This window comes from Trichocoleus sp. FACHB-46 (genome assembly GCF_014695385.1).
Classification (GTDB): domain Bacteria; phylum Cyanobacteriota; class Cyanobacteriia; order FACHB-46; family FACHB-46; genus Trichocoleus.
Genome location: NZ_JACJOD010000014.1, coordinates 226,816 through 249,701, shown reverse-complemented (window position 1 = coordinate 249,701; position 22,886 = coordinate 226,816). Strand labels below are relative to the sequence as shown.

The 22,886-nt window shown below is 51.2% G+C and carries 22 protein-coding genes; 11 read left to right on the top strand and 11 right to left on the bottom strand.

The features are described 5' to 3' along the window. The first annotated feature begins 137 nt into the window (after positions 1-137). The 3 genes from H6F72_RS11460 (at position 138) to H6F72_RS11450 (ending at position 2,341) form a co-directional block, all read left to right on the top strand. The gene (locus tag H6F72_RS11460) at positions 138-1,373 is read left to right on the top strand and encodes an RNA polymerase sigma factor, RpoD/SigA family (protein WP_242016885.1); all 1,236 of its coding nucleotides are present in this window, start codon (positions 138-140) and stop codon (positions 1,371-1,373) included. Between the two features lie 103 nt (positions 1,374-1,476). Beyond that, positions 1,477-1,992, top strand: coding sequence for a GNAT family N-acetyltransferase (locus H6F72_RS11455; protein ID WP_190434964.1), 516 nt, complete (start codon positions 1,477-1,479; stop codon positions 1,990-1,992). A gap of 142 nt (positions 1,993-2,134) precedes the next feature. Then, entirely contained in the window at positions 2,135-2,341 is a 207-nt protein-coding gene (locus tag H6F72_RS11450) for a glycogen debranching protein (protein ID WP_190434961.1), read from the top strand. A gap of 5 nt (positions 2,342-2,346) precedes the next feature. Here the strand turns inward: H6F72_RS11450 and H6F72_RS11445 are convergent, their stop codons facing one another. Continuing rightward, positions 2,347-3,348: a nuclease-related domain-containing protein gene (locus H6F72_RS11445; RefSeq protein ID WP_190434940.1), complete on the bottom strand. Its 1,002-nt coding sequence runs from the start codon at positions 3,346-3,348 to the stop codon at positions 2,347-2,349. A 37-nt stretch (positions 3,349-3,385) separates the two neighbouring features. Here H6F72_RS11445 and H6F72_RS11440 point away from each other — a divergent pair, with 37 nt between their 5' ends. After that, a complete protein-coding gene (locus H6F72_RS11440; RefSeq protein ID WP_370527485.1) occupies positions 3,386-4,261 on the top strand; it encodes a peptidase in 876 nt (291 codons plus the stop codon). A gap of 6 nt (positions 4,262-4,267) precedes the next feature. Here the strand turns inward: H6F72_RS11440 and H6F72_RS11435 are convergent, their stop codons facing one another. The 3 genes from H6F72_RS11435 to H6F72_RS11425 are packed head-to-tail and all read right to left on the bottom strand — an operon-like array spanning position 4,268 to position 7,598. Continuing rightward, entirely contained in the window at positions 4,268-5,170 is a 903-nt protein-coding gene (locus H6F72_RS11435) for a transglutaminase family protein (protein WP_190434936.1), read from the bottom strand. Positions 5,171-5,200: 30 nt separating this feature from the next. Further along, entirely contained in the window at positions 5,201-6,151 is a 951-nt protein-coding gene (locus H6F72_RS11430) for an alpha-E domain-containing protein (RefSeq protein ID WP_190434935.1), read from the bottom strand. Between the two features lie 13 nt (positions 6,152-6,164). Continuing rightward, positions 6,165-7,598 (bottom strand): circularly permuted type 2 ATP-grasp protein, encoded by a 1,434-nt coding sequence (locus H6F72_RS11425; RefSeq protein WP_190434932.1) that lies wholly within the window; start codon positions 7,596-7,598, stop codon positions 6,165-6,167. A 220-nt stretch (positions 7,599-7,818) separates the two neighbouring features. Between H6F72_RS11425 and H6F72_RS11420 the strand changes: the two genes are divergently transcribed. After that, on the top strand, positions 7,819-8,469 hold the full coding sequence (locus tag H6F72_RS11420; RefSeq protein WP_190434927.1) for a zinc ribbon domain-containing protein: 651 nt from the start codon (positions 7,819-7,821) through the stop codon (positions 8,467-8,469). On the opposite strand, the gene H6F72_RS11415 is transcribed toward H6F72_RS11420, so the two are convergent. Further along, positions 8,466-9,554: a potassium channel protein gene (locus H6F72_RS11415; protein ID WP_348228299.1), complete on the bottom strand. Its 1,089-nt coding sequence runs from the start codon at positions 9,552-9,554 to the stop codon at positions 8,466-8,468. The two genes, H6F72_RS11420 and H6F72_RS11415, sit on opposite strands and share 4 nt — an antisense overlap. Before the next feature lie 162 nt (positions 9,555-9,716). On the opposite strand from H6F72_RS11415, the gene H6F72_RS11410 reads away from it, so the two are divergent. Together H6F72_RS11410 and H6F72_RS30730 are read left to right on the top strand one after the other, a co-directional pair. Continuing rightward, a complete protein-coding gene (locus H6F72_RS11410; RefSeq protein ID WP_190434922.1) occupies positions 9,717-10,394 on the top strand; it encodes a TrkA family potassium uptake protein in 678 nt (225 codons plus the stop codon). Between the two features lie 150 nt (positions 10,395-10,544). Then, on the top strand, positions 10,545-10,670 hold the full coding sequence (locus H6F72_RS30730) for a hypothetical protein (protein ID WP_255525014.1): 126 nt from the start codon (positions 10,545-10,547) through the stop codon (positions 10,668-10,670). A 112-nt stretch (positions 10,671-10,782) separates the two neighbouring features. Here H6F72_RS30730 and H6F72_RS11405 read toward each other — a convergent pair whose 3' ends face one another. Further along, positions 10,783-12,465 carry a sodium:proton antiporter gene (locus H6F72_RS11405; protein ID WP_242016884.1) on the bottom strand — a complete coding sequence of 561 codons (1,683 nt, stop codon included), beginning with the start codon at positions 12,463-12,465 and terminating at the stop codon, positions 10,783-10,785. Positions 12,466-12,618: 153 nt separating this feature from the next. Between H6F72_RS11405 and H6F72_RS11400 the strand changes: the two genes are divergently transcribed. Continuing rightward, on the top strand, positions 12,619-13,887 hold the full coding sequence (locus H6F72_RS11400; RefSeq protein WP_190434921.1) for an acetylornithine/succinylornithine family transaminase: 1,269 nt from the start codon (positions 12,619-12,621) through the stop codon (positions 13,885-13,887). Between the two features lie 199 nt (positions 13,888-14,086). Here the strand turns inward: H6F72_RS11400 and cax are convergent, their stop codons facing one another. After that, the gene (cax, locus tag H6F72_RS11395; protein ID WP_190434919.1) at positions 14,087-15,184 is read right to left on the bottom strand and encodes a calcium/proton exchanger; all 1,098 of its coding nucleotides are present in this window, start codon (positions 15,182-15,184) and stop codon (positions 14,087-14,089) included. A 102-nt stretch (positions 15,185-15,286) separates the two neighbouring features. On the opposite strand from cax, the gene H6F72_RS11390 reads away from it, so the two are divergent. Next, positions 15,287-16,321, top strand: coding sequence for a VOC family protein (locus H6F72_RS11390; RefSeq protein WP_190434915.1), 1,035 nt, complete (start codon positions 15,287-15,289; stop codon positions 16,319-16,321). A 208-nt stretch (positions 16,322-16,529) separates the two neighbouring features. On the opposite strand, the gene H6F72_RS11385 is transcribed toward H6F72_RS11390, so the two are convergent. From H6F72_RS11385 to H6F72_RS11375, 3 genes are read right to left on the bottom strand one after another with little or no spacing between them, the layout of a single operon-like run. Then, complete coding sequence (locus H6F72_RS11385) at positions 16,530-17,840, bottom strand: CHAT domain-containing protein (RefSeq protein ID WP_190434913.1); 1,311 nt, start codon at positions 17,838-17,840, stop codon at positions 16,530-16,532. A gap of 24 nt (positions 17,841-17,864) precedes the next feature. Next, positions 17,865-18,671, bottom strand: a complete 807-nt coding sequence (locus H6F72_RS11380; RefSeq protein WP_190434908.1) for a DUF1838 domain-containing protein — start codon at positions 18,669-18,671, stop codon at positions 17,865-17,867. 58 nt (positions 18,672-18,729) lie between these two features. Further along, the gene (locus tag H6F72_RS11375; RefSeq protein WP_190434906.1) at positions 18,730-19,467 is read right to left on the bottom strand and encodes a Uma2 family endonuclease; all 738 of its coding nucleotides are present in this window, start codon (positions 19,465-19,467) and stop codon (positions 18,730-18,732) included. A gap of 178 nt (positions 19,468-19,645) precedes the next feature. Here H6F72_RS11375 and H6F72_RS11370 point away from each other — a divergent pair, with 178 nt between their 5' ends. Continuing rightward, positions 19,646-20,344, top strand: a complete 699-nt coding sequence (locus H6F72_RS11370) for a hypothetical protein (RefSeq protein WP_190434903.1) — start codon at positions 19,646-19,648, stop codon at positions 20,342-20,344. On the opposite strand, the gene H6F72_RS11365 is transcribed toward H6F72_RS11370, so the two are convergent. Further along, the gene (locus H6F72_RS11365; RefSeq protein WP_190434899.1) at positions 20,345-22,465 is read right to left on the bottom strand and encodes an amylo-alpha-1,6-glucosidase; all 2,121 of its coding nucleotides are present in this window, start codon (positions 22,463-22,465) and stop codon (positions 20,345-20,347) included. 224 nt (positions 22,466-22,689) lie between these two features. On the opposite strand from H6F72_RS11365, the gene H6F72_RS11360 reads away from it, so the two are divergent. Beyond that, entirely contained in the window at positions 22,690-22,881 is a 192-nt protein-coding gene (locus H6F72_RS11360) for a DUF751 family protein (protein ID WP_370527484.1), read from the top strand. Positions 22,882-22,886 lie beyond the last annotated feature (5 nt).

The window sequence follows — 22,886 nt, the reverse complement described above, 5'->3', positions numbered from 1 at the left end:
TTTCAAAACTGGAATCAAATATCACTTATATGGTTGTTCTTGGATTCAGTCTGAGTGAATGAAGCGCTTTAGCCGCCTTAAAAGCTTAAATCTTAGCCCCAAAGAGAACACTGCTAAGCCAAGTGCTACCTCGTTATATGTATCCACCCAATAGCCTCTCTAACCCAGACACCCAGTTAGATTTTGATATGCGCTTTTCTGAGTTTGACCCTGCCAATACCTTACAAATCGAAACAGAACCTGATTTCACAAGTGTGACGACTTTTGAGGAGGCTGATTTAGCTGGAGGTGAAGTAGAGCCAGGTGTAGCCGATTTAGTCACACCCGACGCTCTAGATTTAGGGGATAGCAGCCTCTTAGAGTTGGAAGATCCAGATACCACGGTACAAATCGCGACTAGGCTGTCAGGTTATAACAAAACTGTATCGGATGACGCTGTAGGTGCCTTCTTCAAGGAGATGGCTCGCTACCCGCTACTCAAAGCCAACGAAGAAATCGAGTTGGCGCGGCGAGTCCAGTATCTCGTTGAAATCGACGAACTGCATGAACGCCTCAAAACTGAATTAGACCGTCATCCCAGCAAAGCAGACTTAGCGGCAGCTCTGGAATTGACAGAACGGCAGCTCGAACACCGTCTCTATCAGAGCCGTGTAGCCAAGCGCAAAATGATTCGCTCGAACTTGCGATTGGTGGTCTCGATCGCCAAACGATATTTGAATCGGGGCGTGCCTTTTCTAGATCTGATTCAAGAAGGGGCTTTGGGTCTGAACCGCGCTACTGAAAAGTTTGACCCCGATAAGGGATATAAGTTTTCTACCTATGCGTACTGGTGGATTCGCCAGGGGATCACTCGGACGATCGCCAATGATGCTCGGACGATTCGTCTCCCGGTGCATGTGGTGGAGAAGCTAAATAAGCTGAAAAAAGTCCACCGTGATCTGAAGCGGGAACTGGGTCGTAACCCTAGTGAAGAAGAAGTAGCAGAAGCTTTAGAAGTCTCACCTCGGCAACTCCGGGAGCTGCAACAGGTACGGCGGCGCTCGCTCTCCCTCAATCATCGCGTCGGTAAAGGCGAAGACACAGAGCTGATGGATCTGCTAGAAGATGGCAACACCCAATCGCCAGAAGCGCAGATCAGTGAAGTGATGATGAGCCAAGATATCTGGGAAGTGTTGGCCGATGTGCTGACACAGAGAGAGAAGGATATTATCTCTCTACGCTATGGCTTGGCCACCGGAGAACCTTGCACCCTGGAAGAAGTTGGTGGTTTATTTAACCTTTCACGAGAACGGGTGCGCCAAATTCAAAGCAAAGCGATGCGCAAACTCCGTCGTCCGCAAGTGGCGGCACGATTGAAAGGTTGGCTGAAATAGACCTAACCCCTAGCGCCTTCCCTGGCAGGGAAGGGGAAGAAGATTGTAGGCTAGAGCGAGGGCTGTTTGGCATTGCCCTTGACGTGTCTATCCTGTTGTCTTTATGGCCTTGTCTACTGCTTGTGTGGTGCGTCCTGCGATCGCCGCCGATGTTCCGACTATTTTTGCCTTAATTCAAGCCTTGGCGGAGTACGAGAAACTATCTGATGAGGTGGTAGGTAGTCCAGCAACTTTAGAGTCGCATCTATTTGGCGATCGCCCTTATGCCGAAGCACTGGTGGCAGAAGTGGCGGCTCAAGGTGTGGGGTTTGCGCTGTTTTTTCACAACTATTCCACCTTTTTGACTCAGCCAGGAATTTATCTGGAAGATTTGTTTGTGCTGCCAGAGTACCGAGGTCAAGGAATTGGCAAAGCGTTGCTGACGTACCTAGCTCAACTCGCAGTCACTCGAAATTGTGGTCGACTAGAGTGGAGCGTTTTGGATTGGAATGCCCCAGCGATCGCGTTTTATGAACGGATGGGAGCCGATGTTTTACCCGATTGGCGTACTTGTCGAGTCACGGGTCAGTCACTGGCAAATTTGGCCGCGATCGCTCCTGCTATAACTCAACTCAGTTAAGCGCAACAAGTTTTGGCACCTGCCATTACAAATTCTGGGAAATTGTTAAAAAGGATACGATTTTTCTTGCTCTGAACCGTCTTGTCCTGTAGAAATTTCTTTTAGATAGAATAGTAAACCCAAAGCTTGGAGACACGACGCTATGACAATTTGGGTAAACGAACAAATTGATCCCTCTGGCATCCTCTACTCTTGCATCGCTTCTTGCAGTGAAGATCACGCCAAGGATTGCCATGAGTCGTTTGAGAGCAACCTCACCGAAACCCAAAAAAAAGCAGGTTGGGTTGCTACGATGCGAACGGTCAATTCTTGGGATGAAGTTCCTGCGAGTGCTTTAAAGCTGGACTAACGGCCTCAAGGATTTGTATGAAATAACGCAGATGTCTCACAACTAGCGCACTCTGCGAAAAACTGTTTGCCACTTTTGCGAATTTTTGCTTTGGCATTGCAAGCAGGGCAAACTGCCTTAATTGACGTATTGCCGCTACATTCAGTGCACTTCAAGTAATAGCCATATTTGCCATACTCGACTGACAAGTGGGAGCTGTGGCAATGTTGGCAGCTTTGAGCCTGAGAAGCCACGACCTCTTTAGGTTGTGGCGACAAACGAAGTTTTGGTATGGAGGTAGCTGCTTGAGTGGGCGAAGCAAGCTGAGAAATTTTGAGCTTTGGCGTTTCTACTAAAGGTGGTTCAGAAACGGGTTGACCTAAAGGCCGATGGTGCTGAACTAAGAAGTCAGCTATCTTAGACAGTTCTTCGTCATTGAACCAGTAGCCTGCATCTTTAAGATTGAGGCTAAACAGGCTGTTGGCTTTTCGATATTTTTCAACGATTGCCTGTACTCGCTCTACAACTTGATCAGCCTTAGAAATCTCTTCTAAAGTTATTCCTTCAGAGCGCTTGATCATGCCAGAGTCAGAAATTGCAACGAGAACATCTAGGCCCATGCCACCAAAGTAAGTTTGTAACCCTAAAATTTTTCCTCGTAGTCTATCTGCATGGTCATTCAGGTATTTCTTCAGAAAGTCTGCTTGTCTACGAGCTTGCTGAATAGGAGATGGCATTCCTTGAGGAGTGCCGTTGAACCAACGAATCCATTCGCCATGTTGATTCACTTCGACTTGCTCTGAAACACTTTTACTTTCAATAATTACGACTCCATGTCGGTGCAGGATCAAATGGTCAATTTGAGCCGCATCATTGTCCTGCTCTAAACGCAACCCGTTAAACACATAAAGCTTTTGCTCATCGCTAAAGGCGCGGCGTAGGTAGAATGCCATTTGCTCCTCGGCTGTACGCCCTGCCTTAGCAAACTTATTTTGGGAGACAAAAGCATCCAATTCTTTGACAATCATTGGCTATCCTGCATGATTTTGAAGCTCAACTCGTTGGGTGATCGCTTGTCCCAATCTTTTAAGGCGATCGCTCATCTTAAAAAAAGTTTTCCCAGAACGGCTCTGGCTCTACAATCAAGGAAAATTCTTCATCCCCGAACCCACCGTGACTTACTGTCTGGGAATCCTGACTAAATTTGGTTTGGTCATGGCTGCGGACTCGCGCACCAATGCTGGCGTTGACTACATCTCCACCTACCAAAAACTGTTTGACCTGTCTCAGCCCGGAGAGCGGATTCTGCTGCTCTGCACCTCAGGGAATTTGTCGGTGACGCAAGGCGCTTTAACCCTGCTGCGGCAAGACCTCCAGTCTGGGGCAGAAGTGAATCTTCATACCTTGCCCAACTTCTATGAGATTGCCCGTTACATCGGCGAAAAGCTGCGCCAAATTCAGGAGCAAGACCGCTCTTGGTTGCAGCAAGATGGCATTGATGCCACCTGTACCGTGATTCTCGGCGGACAGATCAAAGGGCAAGAGCCAGAGCTGTATATGATTTACAGTCAGGGCAACTGCATCCACGCCACTAAAGACACCCCATTTTTGCAAATCGGCGAAACTAAATATGGCAAGCCGATTCTCGATCGCACCTTGACCTTTGAGACGCCTCTAGAAGCAGCGGCTAAATGTGCCTTGCTATCGATTGACTCCACCATGAAATCCAATATCTCGGTGGGGCCGCCGATCAGCTTGGTCATGTATGAAATTAATAGCTTCCGGATCAAGCATGAACTGCGGCTCCGGATTGGCGCACCTTACTTAGCTCAAATTCGCAGACATTGGGAAGCCTGTTTGCGTCAAGCCTTTGAATGTATGCCAGAGATTGAGTGGGAGCACGCCCTGCAAGACTCAAACGAAGATATCCCTATCGACTAAAAGCTGTTAAGCATTCGTGGCAAATTGGGATAGCCCAAAGTCTGTGCGGGCTTGAATCGATAGGTGGTATTTCAGGCTAGATTGCACTGCACCCGCTCGATTCAACGTCCCAGAAATGGGAGCTGCGTAAGCTGGAGCTGCACTGGCAACCAAGGCAATATGATGATCGGCTACGGCTAAACCTTGGGTGGGATCGTAGCCACGCCAGCCTGCTCCAGGGAGATATACTTCTGCCCAAGCATGGAGATGTCTCTCGGTAGCTTGGTGATCGCCCGCTTCGTAGCCGCTGACAAACCGCGCCGCCAACCCCATCGCCCGACAAGCTTCCATAAACAACACGGTCAAATCGCGGCAGGAGCCTAAGCGTTGCGCCCAGGTGATCCCTGGTGCTAGGGGTTCGCCAAATTCTCGAATCGTATGTTTACAGGTTTGGTGAATGCGTTGACTCAGCTCGGAGAGAAACGCGATCGCATCTCCTCCAGTCGCTTGATGGATCTCCTGGGCCAATTTCACGGCGACGGGATCAAGGCTGGTGGAGTAATGCAGCGTTTGCCCGCTTAGGTAGGGTTTGAGCTGTGTATGGAGGGAGGCAGGATAATCAATCGGCAACTTCAGCGCCCAAGCCTCCATCAAATAGTCGAAAGGGTTGCTGCGGAGGGTTTCAACTTGCGACAACACTTGAATCTGCAAGCGATCGGTCAACTCTTGCTGGAACCACAGCTTAACCACCGCATTGCCATCTAAATCCGTGATCTGCGAGATGCCCAGTGGTTTGGGATCAACCACCAGCGAGAAGGACTGCAAGGATTGGCTGGCATCACAGCGGGGACGCAGCCTGACCAAGTGCGGAGCCAGCGTCACAGGCTGACTGTAGCTGTAGGTAGTGGTGTGGGCGATTTGGTAATGCAAGGAAAGTCAGGAGGAGTGAGGGGCCAATGCTTATACCGGATTGACGGCGACAAAGGTAGAAAAGACTTTTTCGCCAATGTCATTCAGTTGTCGCTGAATTTTATCTAAAAACTCATGTAACCCTGCTTCAATGATGTCGTCAATCGTCAGGTAGCCGAGTTCAGATCGTAACCGTCCCACTGCCCGCTCAGTCGGATTGCTCCAGGTTCCGGTTGGGGTGCCCGTAATGCGATGCAGCGATCGCTCCGCTTGCAGGATGCAAAACTGAATCGACCGGGGAAATTCGCGATCGAGAATCAGAAACTCCGCTACGGCAGTGGGGTTGATTCGGTGCCGCTGCCGCTTACGGTACATTTCATAAGCGCTCGCTGATCTGAGCAACGCCATCCATTGCAACTCATCCAAGGTGGTGCCCACATCTTTGGCGGAGGGGAGCAAGATGAAGTACTTCACATCCAGAATCCGCGCTGTTTTGTCAGCTCTTTCTAACAAGCGACCAATCTGCCCAAAGTGCCAACCTTCGCCGTGGGTCATCGTGGCATCCATGATGCCTGCGAATAAGTGACTAGACATTTTTACCTCAGTAAAGAAGTCCTGCCACTCTGGCAGCGAATCTGTCTCAGCCGCCTCTTTCACCATAAAGTAGAAGGCATTCAGCTGCTGCCACATCTCGGAGGAGATCACCTCACGCACAGAACGGGCATTCTCGCGCGCTGCTGACAGACAAGAGAGGATGGAATTAGGATAGTGGCGATCGAAGGTGAGAAACCGCATCACATTCTCTGCGGTCGCCTCACCATAGCGTTGTTGAAACAAAGGCAAATCACCTGTGGTCAGGATTAGAGGTTCCCATTGCTGAGTTACCCCAGGGGGAGAATCTAGCAATAAATTCAGATTCACTTCAATAAAACGAGCAACATTTTCGGCTCGTTCCACATAGCGATTCAGCCAATAAATTGAATCTGCAACTCGACTGAGCATCACTTTTATCTCCTTACTTGCAGACCACCCAAGTATCTTTGCTACCGCCGCCCTGCGAGGAGTTGACGACGAGAGAGCCTTTTCGCAACGCCACCCTGGTTAAACCGCCAGGACTGACATAAATGTTTTTGCCGTAGAGAATGTAGGGGCGCAGATCGACGTGGCAACCTTCGATTTGCTCTTCCATCAAGGTAGGCACTCGGGAGAGACAAAGGGTGGGCTGAGCGATGTAATTGCGGGGGCTAGCCTTAATTTTCTCGGCAAAGGCTTCCCGCTCTGCTGCCGAGGCTTGGGAACCAATCAACATGCCATATCCCCCCGACTCATTCGCAGCTTTGACCACTAGTTTGTCCAGGTTAGCCAAAACGTGGCTTTGTTGTTGGGGTTCCCAGCACAGATAAGTCGGCACGTTGGCGAGAATGGGGTCTTCGCCCAAGTAGTAACGGATAATCTGCGGCACATAGGCGTAGATGACTTTATCGTCAGCCACGCCTGTCCCTAGCGCATTAGCTAGCCCCACTCGCCCAGAGCGGTACACTTCCATCAGTCCGGGAACACCGAGCAACGAGTCTGAGCGGAAGGCTTGGGGATCAATAAAATCATCATCAATGCGGCGGTAGATTACATCCACGCGCTGCAACCCTTTGGTGGTCCGCATTTGTAGATAGCCATCCGCCACGACTAGATCTCGCCCTTCCACCAGTTGCACGCCCATTTGCTGAGCCAGAAAGGAATGCTCAAAGTAGGCTGAGTTATAGATGCCAGGACTCAGCACCACCACGGTAGGATCGCTCAGATGCTCTGGGGCTAGATTCAGCAAGGTTTCTAGCAGGTGACTGGAGTAGTCCTCTACGGGCTGAATCGGCATGGTGTTGAAGAGTTGCGGGAAAGTACTCTTCATGACGCGGCGATTTTCTAGCACATAGGACACGCCAGAAGGACAGCGGAGGTTGTCTTCCAGCACATACCAGCGACCATCGCGATCGCGTACCAAATCAGTCCCGGTGATGTGGCACCAAATCCCTCCCGGCGGGTTTAATCCCAGGCAAGGCTTGAGAAATCCGGTGGCTGAATAAATCAGCTCTGCCGGAATCACACTATCCCGCAGAATTTTTTGCTCGTTATAGATGTCATGCAGAAACAAGTTCAGCGCGTAGATGCGTTGCTTTAAGCCTTGTTCTAGTTCTTTCCATTCCTGCGCCGAGACAATGCGGGGAATGATGTCAAAGGGCATGATGCGCTCGGTGCCCTGACCATCGCTATAGACATTGAACGTTACGCCCAACTTCATCAAGGCGATCTGGGCAGATTGCTGGCGACGTTTGATTTCACTAGCGGAGAAAGAATTAAACCGCTCGATTAAGAGGGTGGCTTCCGGACGGGGCTTACTTTTGGCAATAAACAACTCGTCATAAAAACCCTCTGGATCATAGTGATCAAATCGCACGGCAAACCACCCACCTTGCTGGAGTCATTCATCCTTGATAGAGGCTGAGAGAGTTCGATACTGTAGCCGCTGATACGGAATCTTCTTTAGAACGCTTTAGAGTCAAATAACAATTTCTATCACTCGCCGCTGTTCCTGAAACCTGCCCGAAACTTTTCTAGGGAATCTTAATACCCGTTCTCCGAACTTCCACGTTAACTTGCTAATGAACGCGATCGCCATGCTTAATCTTTCTATGGCTTACATTGGCAATCTCAGCAGTACCGAGCAACTCCAGGTCGAGAACGTAGGAACCCAAACTGCGATCGCCTTGACCAGCGCCAGTTCTAGTCAGCAGCAGAGTCAGTGGACTAGCCTCACCACAGGTCATTGGGTGGTGCCGCCCACCTTATTCCGAACTCCGGCTGGCTGGATCTTGCGGATTGAATCGGCTCAAGGCCAGTTCTTTGTGCAATTGGCAGGGGGCAGGCTCAATCTGTTGACTGCGCCACCCAGCTTGACAGGGGCAGAAACTTTACCACTCCAACCAGTGGCTGGAACCAATACTGGTGCTGCTGCGGCATCATCTATGCCACCCATGCTGCCGATCTCTCCGCTATCACCCCTGCCACCGATGTCGCCGCTGCCGTCTATGCCACCTATGCAGATGGGAGATATGCAAATGCAGCTAGAACCCATGCAGATGCGAATGGGCAATCTGCAAATGCAGATTGGCACCCCTCCCGTCACTTCAACTCCTTTAACTCCTGCTCCCGCTCCCGCACCTTCCTCCACCGAATCAGCCCAGCGCTTCTGCTCGCAGTGTGGCAAAGCAGTTAGCCTCAGCGATCGCTTTTGTGCTCAATGTGGTCATGCTTTAACCGCACCTTAGGTGTGCTTGGGGAGGCGGGGCACGCGGTGGCGAATTGGACCCAGGACTTGATTGAGTTCGCGCAGTTGCTCGGCGGTTCCCATAGAAATGAGCACATCTCCGGTCATCAAGGTGGTGTCGGCAGTGGGACCTGCAATCAAGCTACCGTCGGCCCGACGAATCGCTAGCACTAAGGCTCCGGTTTGCGATCGCAGACGAGCTTCGCGTAGAGTTTGGCCGACATAGGGGCAAGTGCCTGGCTCTAGCAAACACTCCTCCATGTAGAATGCTCGGTCTGTCCCAGTCAAAATACCATCGACAAAATCCATCACCTGAGGTCTGAGGGCAGCGGCGGCCATGCGTTTACCGCCCGTGATGTAAGGCGATACGACGGCATCTGCACCCCCTCGTTGTAGCTTTTTGAGGGCTTCTTCGGTGCTGGCTCTGGCGATCGCCCGGACTTGCGGATTCAGAGTTTTGGCCGAAAGCACGGTGTAGAGATTCTCGGCATCGGAAGGCAAAGCTGCTACCAAACAAACGGCTCGCTCAATCCCCACCCCAGTTAGTACCTCGTCGAGCGTGGCATCGCCTTGAATGGCCACATAGCCTAGCTCCTGCGCTTCGTGCACCTCCGCCAGATCAGAATCAATGGCAATAAAGGGGATGCCCTCGGCCTTAAACTCCAAGGCAATCTGACGACCCGTTCGCCCAAAGCCACAGAGAATATAGTGTTGTGTCAGTGATTCCATGATGCGCCGTCGCTGCTGTAACCGCAGTCCTGCTTGAAAGTACCCTTGAATCAATGCTTCTGTGAACCGATTGACGATATAGCCGATCGCCACCACTCCCATCAAAATCAAGATGATAGTAAATAACCGTCCGCGATCGCCCAGCTCATGGACTTCCATAAAGCCAACGGTCGCTAGGGTGATCACGGTCATGTAGGCAGCATCCAGCCAGCGCCACCCCTCAACCCAGCAATACCAAACCGTGCCAATCAGAAACACTCCCATGAGAGCGATCGCGCCGCCGATCAATTCAGCTTTGATGCGTCGATATCTTTGCTCAATGGTGGCTTGAGAGTTAAAGAGGTTATCGGGATTCACATAGCAACGCTAAAGGGTCTCTGTTTGCAGAATACCCGCGATCGAGGGGTGTGGTGCAAAAACGTTGCGAGCTCCTCTCTCTAGGACAGGTGACTCGTGGTACAGCCGCGAGTTGTTGACAACTTGTAAAGTAAAGCAAGGGGCCTTCATCAAGGGAAAGCAATGTACGTACTGATTGGGGGAGCAGGGCTAATCGGGCTTAACTTGGCCCAGAGATTGGTGGATTTAGGACATACGGTGGCGGTGATAGACATTGACCCAGTGGCTTGCCGCTACGCCCGCGAGCAAGTGGGAGTCATGGCTTTTGAAGGCAGTGCTGTCAGCACAGAAGTTTTGCTGGAAGCGGGAATTCGCAAAGCCGATGCTTTGGCTGCGGTCTTACGGGATGATGCCCTGAATTTGGCAATGGCTACTTTAGGTAAGCATTACGGGGTGCCGCAAATCATGGTGCGGATGCGGCATCGAGACTTTGGTGAACCCTACCGCATTGCTGGAGCGACGCATGTGATCAATGCGATCGAGCTAGCGGTATCGACAATGGTGAATGCGATCGAATATCCAGAGGTGGAATCGATCATGCACTTTGAGCAAGGCCAGATTGAAGTATTAAAGCTAGCGATTCCCAACCAATGTCATGTGGTCGGGCGCAGTGTGGCAGAAGTGGCGCAAGATCAACGCTTTCCGACCGGATCTTTGATCATTGGCTATCAAACCCACCCGCAAACCTCGCTGAAAATCCCCAACGGCAGCACCGTGTTAGAACCCGGATCAACCATTTTGATTGTCACTAAGCCAGGAACCCTGCATGAGGTGATTGATTTTGTGCAGGGCTGCACTTGATACAAAAGCCTTTTGAAGGAGATATGTCATGAGGTGGAACTCCTACATGGAGTTAGCCTTGCATCACAATGCTTGAGATAGAGAAAATCTGGGGGCTCAAACTACTAACATGAAACCTGAAATATCTAATAACAAACACCCTTATTACTTATGAAACCCGAATTTGCCATTCCTTATCAAACTGGTGCTAAATTATCTCAGCCTTCTGATGGTCAGGTGAAATCCATTTTGCCAACTCCACCTAGTAGTCAAGAGCCTTCTAAAGTGCAGAAATAAGTAGTTATTTGCTAGGGGTGGTCGCTATTGAGGGCGAATGAAGTCAGCCATTGACTCGGCCCTCAAAAAGCTAAGGTAGAACCACCTCAAGCAAAATCTTAGATAAAGCTTCTTAATCGTCTTCTAGCTTTAATAATTGCTCATCAATCTGGCGCAAACGCGATCGCACGATCACTTCAGACAAAACCCGTTTCCGCAACGCATCATTGAGTGCGCCTTTTTCTACCAAAAGTAAGCGTCTGCGGATGGCATCGAGCTTGATGCGATCGCCAAAGGTTTCTGCCGCTCCATTGCCCACATTGGCAGTATCAATGCGGCGGTTGAACAAGTCGCGTAGAGTTTTCTCTGCCGAGACCACGCGCACCTGATAGCCAGAGCGCATTTCTTCAAAGATAGAGCGGGGCAACACTCCAGTTTTGAGTAAACCATCCAGCTCGTCTTGAGCTGCTTTGGCAGCAATGAGCTGCGCCTGTAACTCTTCCACCTGTTGGCCTGCATCGGAGATTTGAGACAGTTGCAACTGCCGAACGACCCAAGGTAAGCCCAATCCTTGCACCACCAACGACAGCAACACTGCCCCAAACACCAACACAATTAATTCGCCGCGCCCGGGTAAGCTGGCTGGCAAGCTGAGCGCTAAGGCCATCGACAACGACCCTTTGATATTGCCGAGAAACAGCACATGTTGCCAGCGTAACGGCACAGCACGATCGAACCAACCCACGACTGCTAGCAAAGGGTACACACAGAGCGATCGCCCGACTTGGTAGGCGAGGACTCCTAGCAACACCGCAGGCAGCGTCCGCCACAGCACGGGTAAATCAATTTCCAAGCCAATTAGCAAAAAGATAAAGGTATTGACTCCGAATCCCGCGTAGTCCCAGAAACTCAACAGCGTGATCCGGCTAGATGCAGACACCCCCCGCGACAAGCCCAAGTTACCGAGAATTAAACCCGCCACGACCACTGCTACCACCCCGGAGACGGCAATCAACTGGGAAAGCTGAAAGGCTCCGAGCGCCACGGCTACAGTGAGCAAAATGCTGCTGAGTGGGTCATCTGAGCGCACAAATAACTCAGTGCTTAAGTACCCTAAAGCCGCCCCGACTAAAGAACCCCCCACAATCACCACGATTAGTTCTTGAATACTTTCGCCTACAGTGACGGAGCCCGTTTCATAAACCTTCAAAATTAAGCTGAATAAAACGAGAGCGATGCCGTCGTTGAATAAGCTCTCTCCTTCGACGATGGTGGAAAGCCGTGCTGGAACTGGAACTTCCTTAAACACAGCAATGACCGAAACCGTATCGGTGATCGCTAGAATCACGCCAAGCAGGAGGGCTGGAATCCAGGCGAGTTCTAAACCAAATTTCAGGATGATGGCTGTGATCCCCGATGCGATCACCACACCGGGTCCTGCTAACAACACAATCGGCTTTATCAGACTCCGCAGACGACTGATATCAGTGTTGATCGCTGCTTCAAACAACAGAATTGGCAGAAACAAATTCAGAATCAGGGAAGAATCCAGGCCGATGCGATTGGGCAAAAATTCCGCGATCGCCAGTCCTGCCAATACCAACCCAGTCACATAGGGAATCCGAAATCGTCGCGACAACAAGGCAACGACCGTGGCGACGAGCAACAGAATAATCAGCGTGGGAACTAAGGCTGCAACTTGCCCTTGATTGGAAGTGATCAGCAATAAAGATATGTTTCCAGAAAATCCAGTCAGTTGGCTCAAGTGCATGGCTTGGGAAAGAGGTAGTTGCAAACGACAAGATTGATTGAGCAAGCTGAAGTTGCCCTATAGTTCAGTCCAAAGTTTAGTCGTTAAGAAACCTTGAATAAACTCTGCCTGGAAGCTGCACAGGTTTTCGCAAAATTCGATTAATCTAGGAGTCTGACCAGTTTTTCGCAGTTTAGTACTCGTACAAGGATTAAGTCTGTGAGCCCAGAAACGCTAGTCCCACATCTTCCTGTAGAGCCAGCAGCTGCTCCCTTTAATGCAGCTGAGTTTGATGAATATGTCATGACCACCTACGGGCGTTTTCCCTTGGCGTTAGAGCGAGGATTGGGTTGCCGCGTTTGGGACACAGAAGGCCGAGAGTATCTAGACTTTGTGGCTGGAATTGCCACCTGTACCTTGGGTCATGCTCACCCCGCTTTGGTGGCCGCTGTAACGCAGCAAATCCAAACTCTCCATCACGTCTCCAATCTCTACTACATTCCGCAGCAAGGTGAATTGGCCAAGTGGTTAGTGGAGCATTCCTGCGCCGATCGCGCCTTTTTCTGTAACTCTGGCGCGGAAGCCAATGAAGGAGCGATCAAGCTAGCTCGTAAGTATGCTCACACGGTTCTGAATATTAGCGATCCGGTGATCATCACCGCCCATGCCAGTTTCCACGGACGCACCTTAGCGGCGATTACGGCTACAGGTCAGCCTAAGTACCAGAAGAACTTTAATCCGCTGGTGCCAGGGTTCCACTATGTGCCTTACAACGATTTGGCAGCGCTAGAAGCAGCGATCGCGGAGTTAGACAGCCAAGAGCGGCGAGTGGCAGCAATTCTGCTGGAGCCGTTGCAAGGCGAAGGCGGCGTAAATCCGGGCGATGTCGCTTACTTCCAGCGAATTCGCGAAATTTGTGACCAGACAGGTATTTTGTTGATGCTGGATGAAGTGCAAGTCGGTATGGGCCGCTCTGGCAAGCTCTGGGGCTACGAGAACCTGGGGATTGAACCGGATGTCTTTACTTCTGCTAAAGGTTTGGGGGGTGGCATTCCGATTGGGGCGCTGCTGTGTAAAACTTTCTGCGATGTGTTTGAAGCGGGCGATCATGCCAGCACTTTTGGCGGCAATCCGTTTGTCTGTGGGGTGTCTTTGAGTGTCTGCCACACGCTGGAGCAGGAAAACTTGCTGGCGAATGTTCAAGCTAGGGGAGAGCAATTGCGGGCTGGGTTAGAGGCGATCGCTCAGCGTTATCCCACCTTGCTCGCTGAGGTGCGCGGTTGGGGCTTGATCAATGGCTTGGTGTTGCAGCCAGAGGTGGCGTTAACAGCGGGCGATATTGTGAAGGCGGCAATGGCGGAGGGGTTGTTGTTGGTTCCGGCGGGGCCGAAGGTGCTGCGGTGGGTGCCACCGTTGATTGTGAGTGAGGCGGAGGTGAATTTGGCTTTGCAGGCGGTGGAGCGGGCGATCGCTAGTTTATCAATTTAGTTAAATCCGAGCCTTGGGGGCACTCGCCCCCAAACCCCCGCTGAGGGACGGTTGCGTCCCCCAGACCCCCTCCAAACGAATCTAAGTGTGAGTGCTTCGATACTTGGGGTTGTTGCTTCTTAGTTTCTAACTTCTGGCTCCTTATCCTTTCTCTGTGTCTTCACTTTTCATCCCTCATCCTTCCTCCTTCATCCCTTCCCTACGCTGGATGGAAGTAAAAAGCTGCGCCTAACACGGTGTAGGTTGCGAGCAAGAGTGCGCCTTCTAGCCAGTTAGAGCGTCCGTCTAGGCTGATTAGGTTGGCGACGACGACAGCGATCGCGACGGCGACGATTTCAAAGGGGTTGAAACTGAGGTCCATGGGTTGGCCGATGATTTGTCCGACGAGGACTAAGATGGGGGCGACTAGCAGGGCGACTAGCAGGCTGGACCCCATGGCGACGGAGACGGACAGGTCCATGTTGTTTTTGATGGCGACGCGAACGGCAGTCACATATTCTGCGGCACCACCTACTAGGGGCAACAGAATAACGCCAGTAAAGAGGGGGGTCAGTCCTAAGCCTGCGGTAGCTTCCTCGACGACGCCGACAAACAATTCTGACTCAAAGGCGACTCCCAGCGTGGCTATGATCAGGACTCCAATCCAGAGCGGTAGGCTGGGTTTGTGCGTAGTTGCCTCGGAGTGCGAAGTTTGGGCAGCTGTTGATTCTTCCAAATCTGATAGCCCGACTTCATAGAGATAACTATGGGTTTTAAGAGAAAACAACAAAGTTAAGCCGTAAACAATGATCAGAACTGCGGCGACGGTGAGGGAAAGGTTGGTCATCGCCGTTGGTTCAACGCCATCCGAGGTGTAGAGCACAACAGCAGGTAAGACGAGTGCGGTCACTGCTAGGGTCATGGATGAACCATTGACCCGCGCCACAATCGGTTGAAAGTCTTGCTCTTTGTAGCGCAAACCACCCAAAAACATCGATAGGCCCATCACCAAAAGCAGGTTACTGATGATGGTTCCTGTGATGCTGGCTTTCACAATATCAATCAGACCTGCCCGGAGTGCAACCAAGGCAATAATCAACTCGGTGGCGTTGCCAAAAACGGCGTTTAATAACCCACCAATGGAGGGGCCAGTGATGACAGCGACTTCCTCGGTGGCTGTACTCAACCAAATTGCTAACGGAACGATCGCGATCGCTGAGGTGATAAACACAGCTAGTGATCCCCAGTGCAGTTGTTCTGCCGCAATGGAAATAGGGATAAAGACTAATAGACCAAGCGAAAACAGTTTTTTTACCATAAAGCCACTTGTGGCGTGGATGAGATAACGGGCATTGCCAATCTAGCAGGCTAGATTAGAATATGCTGCCTATACACTTCAATTTCGTTGGTGGCATTTTCGATGATTTCCAGCCAACCCCAAATTGTTGCAGGCATCTACGAAGTTTGTATCGGTGTAGTGGACCCACTAGCCCCGATTCAGTACTGGGAGCAATTTGGCTATCAAATTGGGCAAATTGGCGAGTTAACGGCAGAAACCGCTCAGCAATTGTACGGCGTGAATTCAGCGGTGCGATCGCTGCGATTGCACCACCAAAACGCCGATCATGGCCTGATTCGTTTAATGCACTGGGATCATCCCACCAATGAAGGCTTGGGTTTAGATTCTATGAAGGTGAAAGGCAATCGCTGGGCCACAACCATGACCGCTGATGCCCTCACTCTGTGGAACCATGCCGAAGAAGCGGCTATTGCAGGATGGCCCATCCGCTACATCCAGCCGCACTGGGAAGTCATTTATAACAAAGATCGCAAAAGTCAGCCTTTCACTAGCGATGCGATCGGCGTGCGCGAAATGCTGCTGCTGCAACCTCTAGCCCGCCAAGTCTTGTTTCAGCGATTCGGCTACAGCCTGCCCCACTACGGCACCATCCACGAACATGCCCGCTTCCAAACCAGCCAGTTTACTCACATGGGACTGGTGATTCAAGACGACAGCAAAACCAGCCTCAAATTTTACGAAGACGTGCTCGGCTTAGTGCGAGTCCGCGACGATGTCGAAACCAGCTACGAAAGCTCACCTGCCGGACGCCAAATCTTTGACCTAGCACCCGGAGAACACTTCCTCGTCACCGCCTTCGACGAACCCCGCTCCTCCGCCACAGACCTGCAAGCCGCCCGCTCCGGTAGACTCTATATCATCCGCTTCCCCGAATCCATCCCACTGAGCGATCGCTACACCCACGCCCAACCCGGAAGCCTCGGCATGTCCCTCTACACCTACCGCGTCCAAGGACTTCAAGCAATGTGCGATCGCATCCAATCCAGTTCCGCTCAACAAATCACAGCCATCATCCCCAACGAATTTGGTGAACCCAGCTTCTCCTTTACTGCTCCTGATGGTTACTTTTGGACATTAGTGGGTGGGGAAGGATGAGGGATGAAGTAGGAAGGATGAAAAAGGAAGAGTGAAGGGTGAGGAATCAGACGCTAAAAAGTAACGGCCCCAAACTCGAAACACCCAACCATCAGCTTCGTTTGGAGGGGGCCTGGGGGACGCAACCGTCCCTCAGTGGGGGTTTGGGGGCGAGTGCCCCCATAGGCTCGAATTCAACAGACTTCGCTATACCCCAAACACCCCCAACCTACCAAGGACTCCCCACCACCGTAAACGCCGCCCAATAGTAAGGATGCGAGAGATCCTCATTCTGCCCTGCCAGTTCTGGAGGCAGCGAAAACGGTCCCCTAGAACTCCGCAACTGCCCGTTTTCAATCCGCACCTGCTTCCGCAATAGCGAAATTTGCACCTGTCGCAAAGCCTCCGCCTTAATTGGAGCCGTTTGTAGTTGGCGATAAAACTCACTCATCAAGCTTAAAGTCCCCCTATCGCTGACATACCACAAACTTGCGATCGCCGACTTTACCCCCGCCTGCACTGCCAACCCCGCAAACCCCAACTCCGCATTGCGATCGCCAATTGCCGTTTTGCAAGCGCTCAGCACCAACAACTCCACTGATGGATTTTGCCAACGCAACTGCTGCATTTCGTTCAGCTGCAACTTGTCATCCCACAACTGGATATAGGAATGGCGAGGAGATCCTGGTTGAAAGTCAGCGTGAGTCGCCAAGTGAATAATTTTGAAAGCTTGACTGGTGCGTTGGCGCTGCAAATTCGCCAAAGTGAAGTCTTGATTGAGAAAAAATCGCCGAGATTTAGTATTGCGAGCCACCAAGAATAACTCTACGGGAACGCTTGGCAAAGGGATATGCTCCTTAAAGCTAGAAGCGCCCATCGCTAAAACAGGTGCCCTACGGATATCGCTGTAGAGAGTATCCGTCAAAGTAAAAGCAGGAATCCGAGACAGACTGTACTTCTCGGCTAGAAACTGCTGCCCATCATGTAGCGCTGACAAGGGTAATGTGCGCAGCCCTACCCCTAAGCAAAAGATCAGCGTGTCGATTTTTTGAGCAGCCAACTCTGCTTCTAACGGCGAGAGCATCCATTCATAGAGTTGCTGTGCGGCTGGCAAGTACTGATTGCTAGGCTTGAGGCGGGGGTCGGTGATCGCTAGGCTAAACTGCTTGACCTTAGGCAACAACACCGAAGCAGGAGCCGCTGCAACGCGTTTTTGCACTGGGGGTTGACCAGGGCTAATGAGCACCAGTTCTAGTTGTTTGGCTCTGGGCACAACATAGATCAGAGCTGGCTTTTGGCCTGTTTGCGTTGCTAGTTGACTCAGGGTTTTGGCTACATCTGCCGCCGTAATAGTTGGGTCTGGAAAATTGACGCGAAAGTAATCTTCGTATTGCTTTTCCCAAGTTTGTTCAATTAGAGGGACTGCCTCTGTTACCCTTCCTTGGTCAAGCGCAGTATCTAGTGGAGCGGCATGGACAACAGAGGCGAAGAAGAGGGAGAGTACCAACCATAAACCAATGCGGCGAATCACTTGTTTCATGATGATTAAACCGGGTGCAGTTTCTCATTCTGAAATCGGAAAGGTGACTCCTGCTAAATAGTCGGCAAAGTGCTGTTTGAAGTAGATCCAAGAAGTTACATCTGACTCATCTTGAGGAGATTGAGGAGCTGATTGGTAAGCGGGAACTCTAGTGTTGATCTCTGACTGTAGCTGTGGTGGCAACTCAGCCAAGCCACCTACCTTGCTACCGTAAGCACTGTAAATGAGCTGACCAGGGCGATCGCCCATCTTCATCCAGGGTAGCCAAGGCCCAATGCGATCCCAGCCGAGGTGCAATTGAGAAACCGAATTGAGTTCAGGATTGAGCAGCTCTGCCAAAGGCACCGTAAGTTTGAACAGTTCCGCCGCTTGATAGATAGCTTGAGGGCTGTAGTCCCGAAACCGATCGTCTCCCGCTAGAGGGTTGGGATAAGTTGGGAACAAATCAAATACGAAGGTGGCAATTTCACCATCCACTTGGGCTGGAAACTGACCTTGAAAGTAACCTTGCACCGGGTTGTTAGCGACATGCATTACAGGCAATGTTTCACCCGTCCAAGGATTGTGCCATTGATGCAAAATCTCGTTGGTGTGAGGGTCGAGGTAATAAGTCAGTTCTCGTGAGACAAAGTCCCAGACTCCCTCCTGCTCTGCTGGTATACAGCGGCTGACGCTCATACCCACCATTTTGAATAGGCGTTGCCGTTTCTCTCCGGGAATAAAGGCATAAATTGATCCTGCCCAAGTTAACCAGCTTTGTTCCCTTGCATCCAGAGAGGCCCGTACTTTGACAAAGGCCTTAGCATCAAACTCTTGAACTTCAGCAACCATGAATTTTCTCCTGGAATGCTTTAGTCTCAAGTTAGCTCATGCTTGGTCGATCGCTCTGCTAAATCTCTGAAGGATCTACGCCTAATTCTCGTAATTTCTCGGCCAAGCGATCGGCTCTTTGCTGTTCTTGTTCAGCCCGCTGCCACGCATGTCCAGCTCGCTGTCGTTCCGCCTCCGCCGATTCTTCTGGCGTGGGTACTAGCTGGCCTTCAGCCGTAAAGAAGCGCAACTGAGCTTTATGAATGCCCAAAAATAGCTGTAATTGCTGACTCCAGAGCAAACCTTGAGAATTAGGTTCTAGAGGTTCATAGCGGCCATCTACCAGGTGAAAACCAGCAAATTCCAGGCGTTCCGGGTCGAACCAGAAATAGTCTGGGGTCCGAAAAATATCTTGATAAATTTGCTTTTTCAACCCTCGGTCGGTATCAGCAGTAGAGGGCGATAGCAGCTCCACGATGATGTTGGGATATTTGCCGTCTTCTTCCCAAACTACCCAACTTTTCCGAGGCTTCCGCTCTGTGCCAAGCACGACAAAGAAATCTGGCCCCCGGAATTGCTCGGACTTGCGCTGGCGAGGGCTGTAATAAATGGTGAGATTGCCTGCCGCAAAATAATCGTCGCGGGCTGTTAGTCCTCCCTGGTGCCAGCACCAATCCAGGCACTTTAACAGCAGCAGGAGTTGTTGCAAATGCAAATAGCTTTCCAAGGGTGGCTCATCACTCAGCAAGTCACTGGGGGGAAATATAACATCCTCTAGTGCATCTTCTGGCGTGCCCAAGTTAGGCGCATAAGTCATGGCAGCGGTGGCAACTCTAAGCTTAGTTTAGCCAAGTTTCTGATGGGTTCCGGCTCATCTTCACCGAGTCGTGATTTCCCCTAGGCGATCGCCCGTTCTATTGGAGACAATAGAAGGTAGAGATTTTGATTCAAGTTCCCGCCTGACTTCAGGCATCTAGTTATTGCACCCCAAACCTATGAAACTCGAAGAAATTCTGCCGCAACTGCAAGCGTGGTTTCTGCCAGAAGAGCACAAAGAGCGAGACTTGCCCGGAGGCGGACGTTGGTTTTTTGTGCCGCACCAAATTATTACGCAACGGCTCAATGCGGTCTGCCCTGGGGAATGGAGTAGCCAATATAGCGACCCGATTACGACAGGCGACTATACCGTGATTCGCTGCGAACTTACTATCTGTGGGGTCACGCGCACTGGCATTGGCGACGACAAAACCTTTCCAGAGATGAACGATCGCGGTAAAGCCAAAATCATTGGGACACCACCTGTGCGCGCTTTTCGTAACGCCTTCAAAGATGCAGCCGAGCAGTTTGGCCTGTGTGCTTACCTCGATGAGCAAAAGGGGCGGCAAGGCAAAGAATCCTTTATCCGCTACATGCAGGGAAAAGGCGATGGCAGAGCCGCTAAGTTTGCTTTGGAGAACGGTTGGAGCGGGGAGCCTACGCCGATCGCAGAGGGTCCGGTGGGTCGCGAGCGGTTGATGCAGGAAACTACTCACGAGATGAAGCGTTTGGGCTGGACTGAGCTTCAGGGCCGTAACTATCTCAAGCAGCAGTTTGCAGGTAAGGAGACTCGCTCAAAGCTGACTAACAACGAATTGAGCCAATTTCTGGCCTACCTGAAGTCCCAAGTTCCAGCAGCGATCGCTAAAACAGCGTAGCTATTCTCGACCTGGCCAGTGGCGGATCACTTCTGCGACTGACCAAGCTTGGGCGATCGCCCCTTGGGGATTGTGAGGGGCATCGCCATCAAAAATTTCGGAAATCGAACCGAGGCAAGCTTGTTGTTGCAGGTGATCAAGCAATGGTTGCCAGTCAAAAGGTAAGGGTTCGCTGTCCTGGGTGTCGAAGAAGCGTTCCCAAGCTCGCACAAAAGGACCAATTAACCAGCTCCAAACGGTGCCTTGATGGTAAGCACAATCACGAATCGGTTGGGGTGCCACACCTCCTGGTTGACCCAGATAGTACCCCACGTAGTCAGGATCAGCAGGGTCGAGGCTGCGTAAGCCATAGGGAGTGAGTAGGCGATCGCGAGCCACTTGCAACACCTGACGCGCTTGTTCTGCTGGAAAGCCGCAGTGGTGCAGAGACAACGCCAGAACTGCATTGGGACGGATTTTGGGGTCTGGGCGATCGTCCGGTTCAATGGTGTCGTAAAAGTATTGCTGCTCGCGATTCCAAAACTGCTGCAGCGACGCTTGGACCTGATCGGCATGTTGGCGGTAGCGTCGAGCTTGGTTAACCAACGTCTCAGGATTAGTAACAGCCTCTTTATCTAAGCGTTCAGCCCACTGGCTCGCCCAGCGCAGAGCTGAGTACCACAAAGCATTGATTTCTATCGGCTTGCCCCGCCGAGGCGTAATCGGCTTACCCTCAACTACCGCATCCATCCAGGTGAGGGCCACGCCGGGAGCATCCCAGGTGACGAGGCCATCCGCGGCATCCACCCGGATGTTGTAGAGTGTACCTGCAATAAAAGCTTTGTAGATTTTTTGCACCACTGGGTATTGTTGCGCCAAGAATTCCCAGTCTGCGGTTGCTTCCAGATAAAGACCAAGAATTTCAATCCACCACAAAGCAGCATCAATGCTGTTGTAGGAAGGCTGCACACCCACGTCGGGAAAGGCGTTCGGAATCAGACCCAAGTGGCAATAGTGCCCAAAAGTTTGCAATAAGCCTTTGGCTAAGTCAAAACGTTGCGTTGCCAAGGCTAACCCTGGTAGGGCAATCAGCGTGTCCCGTCCCCAATCGTTAAACCAGGGATATCCAGCAATCACAGTTGGGCCTGTAATCGAAGCGCGATACACCAAAAATTGGTCGCCTGCCCGGAGTAATTGATGCCATAAATGACTCGCATCGCTAGGTTTTAACTCAGGCGGTTTTTCTGGGGGAGTGCAGGTTAGAGCTCGAGCAGACGCAGGTAGAACCGCAGCAAAGTCGTGGGCCAATCGCTGTTGCTCGGCTTGAATGGCTACTGTGAACAAGGAGTGATTGAGCAAAGGCAGCTCTGATTCTGGCCAACCGACGCTAGCCTCTAGAGTTAACTGATCACCGGGTTGCAGAACCGCAGTCAAATACCCAGGGCTGTAGAGGTCTTCGTAGTCGGCTAGTCCGCGTTGAGTTTCTGCTGGGTAGTGGTAGTTCCAGTACCAGAGGCCATCGGGTTCATAGTTGCCTTGCGTCCAGCGTAGATGCCACGGTGTGCCTACCATACCAGGCCGAATCGCTTGCAACAGCAGTTGTTGTGGCCCCACAATTTGGGAAAAACGGACCTCCGGTTCAGCTCGTTGTTGATGGTGAAAATCGCGATCGCCAATCAAAGGCCGCAATCTTAGTGTTGCTACCTCACTGCCTGCATAGCTGTATTGGATCAAAGTTTGGTGTCTAAAGCAAGATGACGTATTATTCTGGGCAAGAGATGACGTGGAGTCGCGATCGCTTACCCAGCCATAGGGCAAGATCAATCGGCGGGTGAGTTGCCCAGGAAAGTCTCCCCAAACCCAAGTTGGAACAGGGTCCACCGTAAAAGATCGCAAAAGTCTAAAGCCCTGAGGAGCAATGGCATCGTTTAACCAATAATGCGTGCCTAAGGCAAAGACCTGTCCCGCAATCTCCAAACTTGCTTCAATGTGAGAAAGGAGGAGCGTGCGTTGGCTAGGCGGATCGAGGGCGGCAAATAGCCAACCATGATAGGTGCGAGTATGAGCATCACAAACGGTTCCACTGGCAAAGCTACCTAATCCATTCGTTAGTAGCCATTCCCGTGTATCTAAATCATCCATGCTGCTTAAGTTTTTATACTTAGTGTATGGCCTTCCTGCTGAATTGTCTGCGGTCTGATGGTAAAACCCTAACCTAAACGTTCTAGACGTTGTAGAGAAATCTTGCAGCTTGTCACTTCAGCCCTAGAGAAACTACTTATGGCATTAAAATAAAAGTCGGACTTAGCACCTGGGCAAGCTTCAACTTTGAAACCCGCTACTAGATCAAAGCCATGAGAGACTTTTTGGTTAACGTATCTCGCTACCCCACCTACTTCATCAGTATTGGTTTGGGAGTCTTCCTAAATGCTGTCAGACCTTTAATCCCTCTTTTTAAGAAGCCCACCACCGCGATCGCCTTGACAGGCATCTTCGTCGCAGGCTTGGTCTTTCTCAGTCTGACGCTCCGGGCCATGCTAGGACTAAGCCCTGCATAAGCACT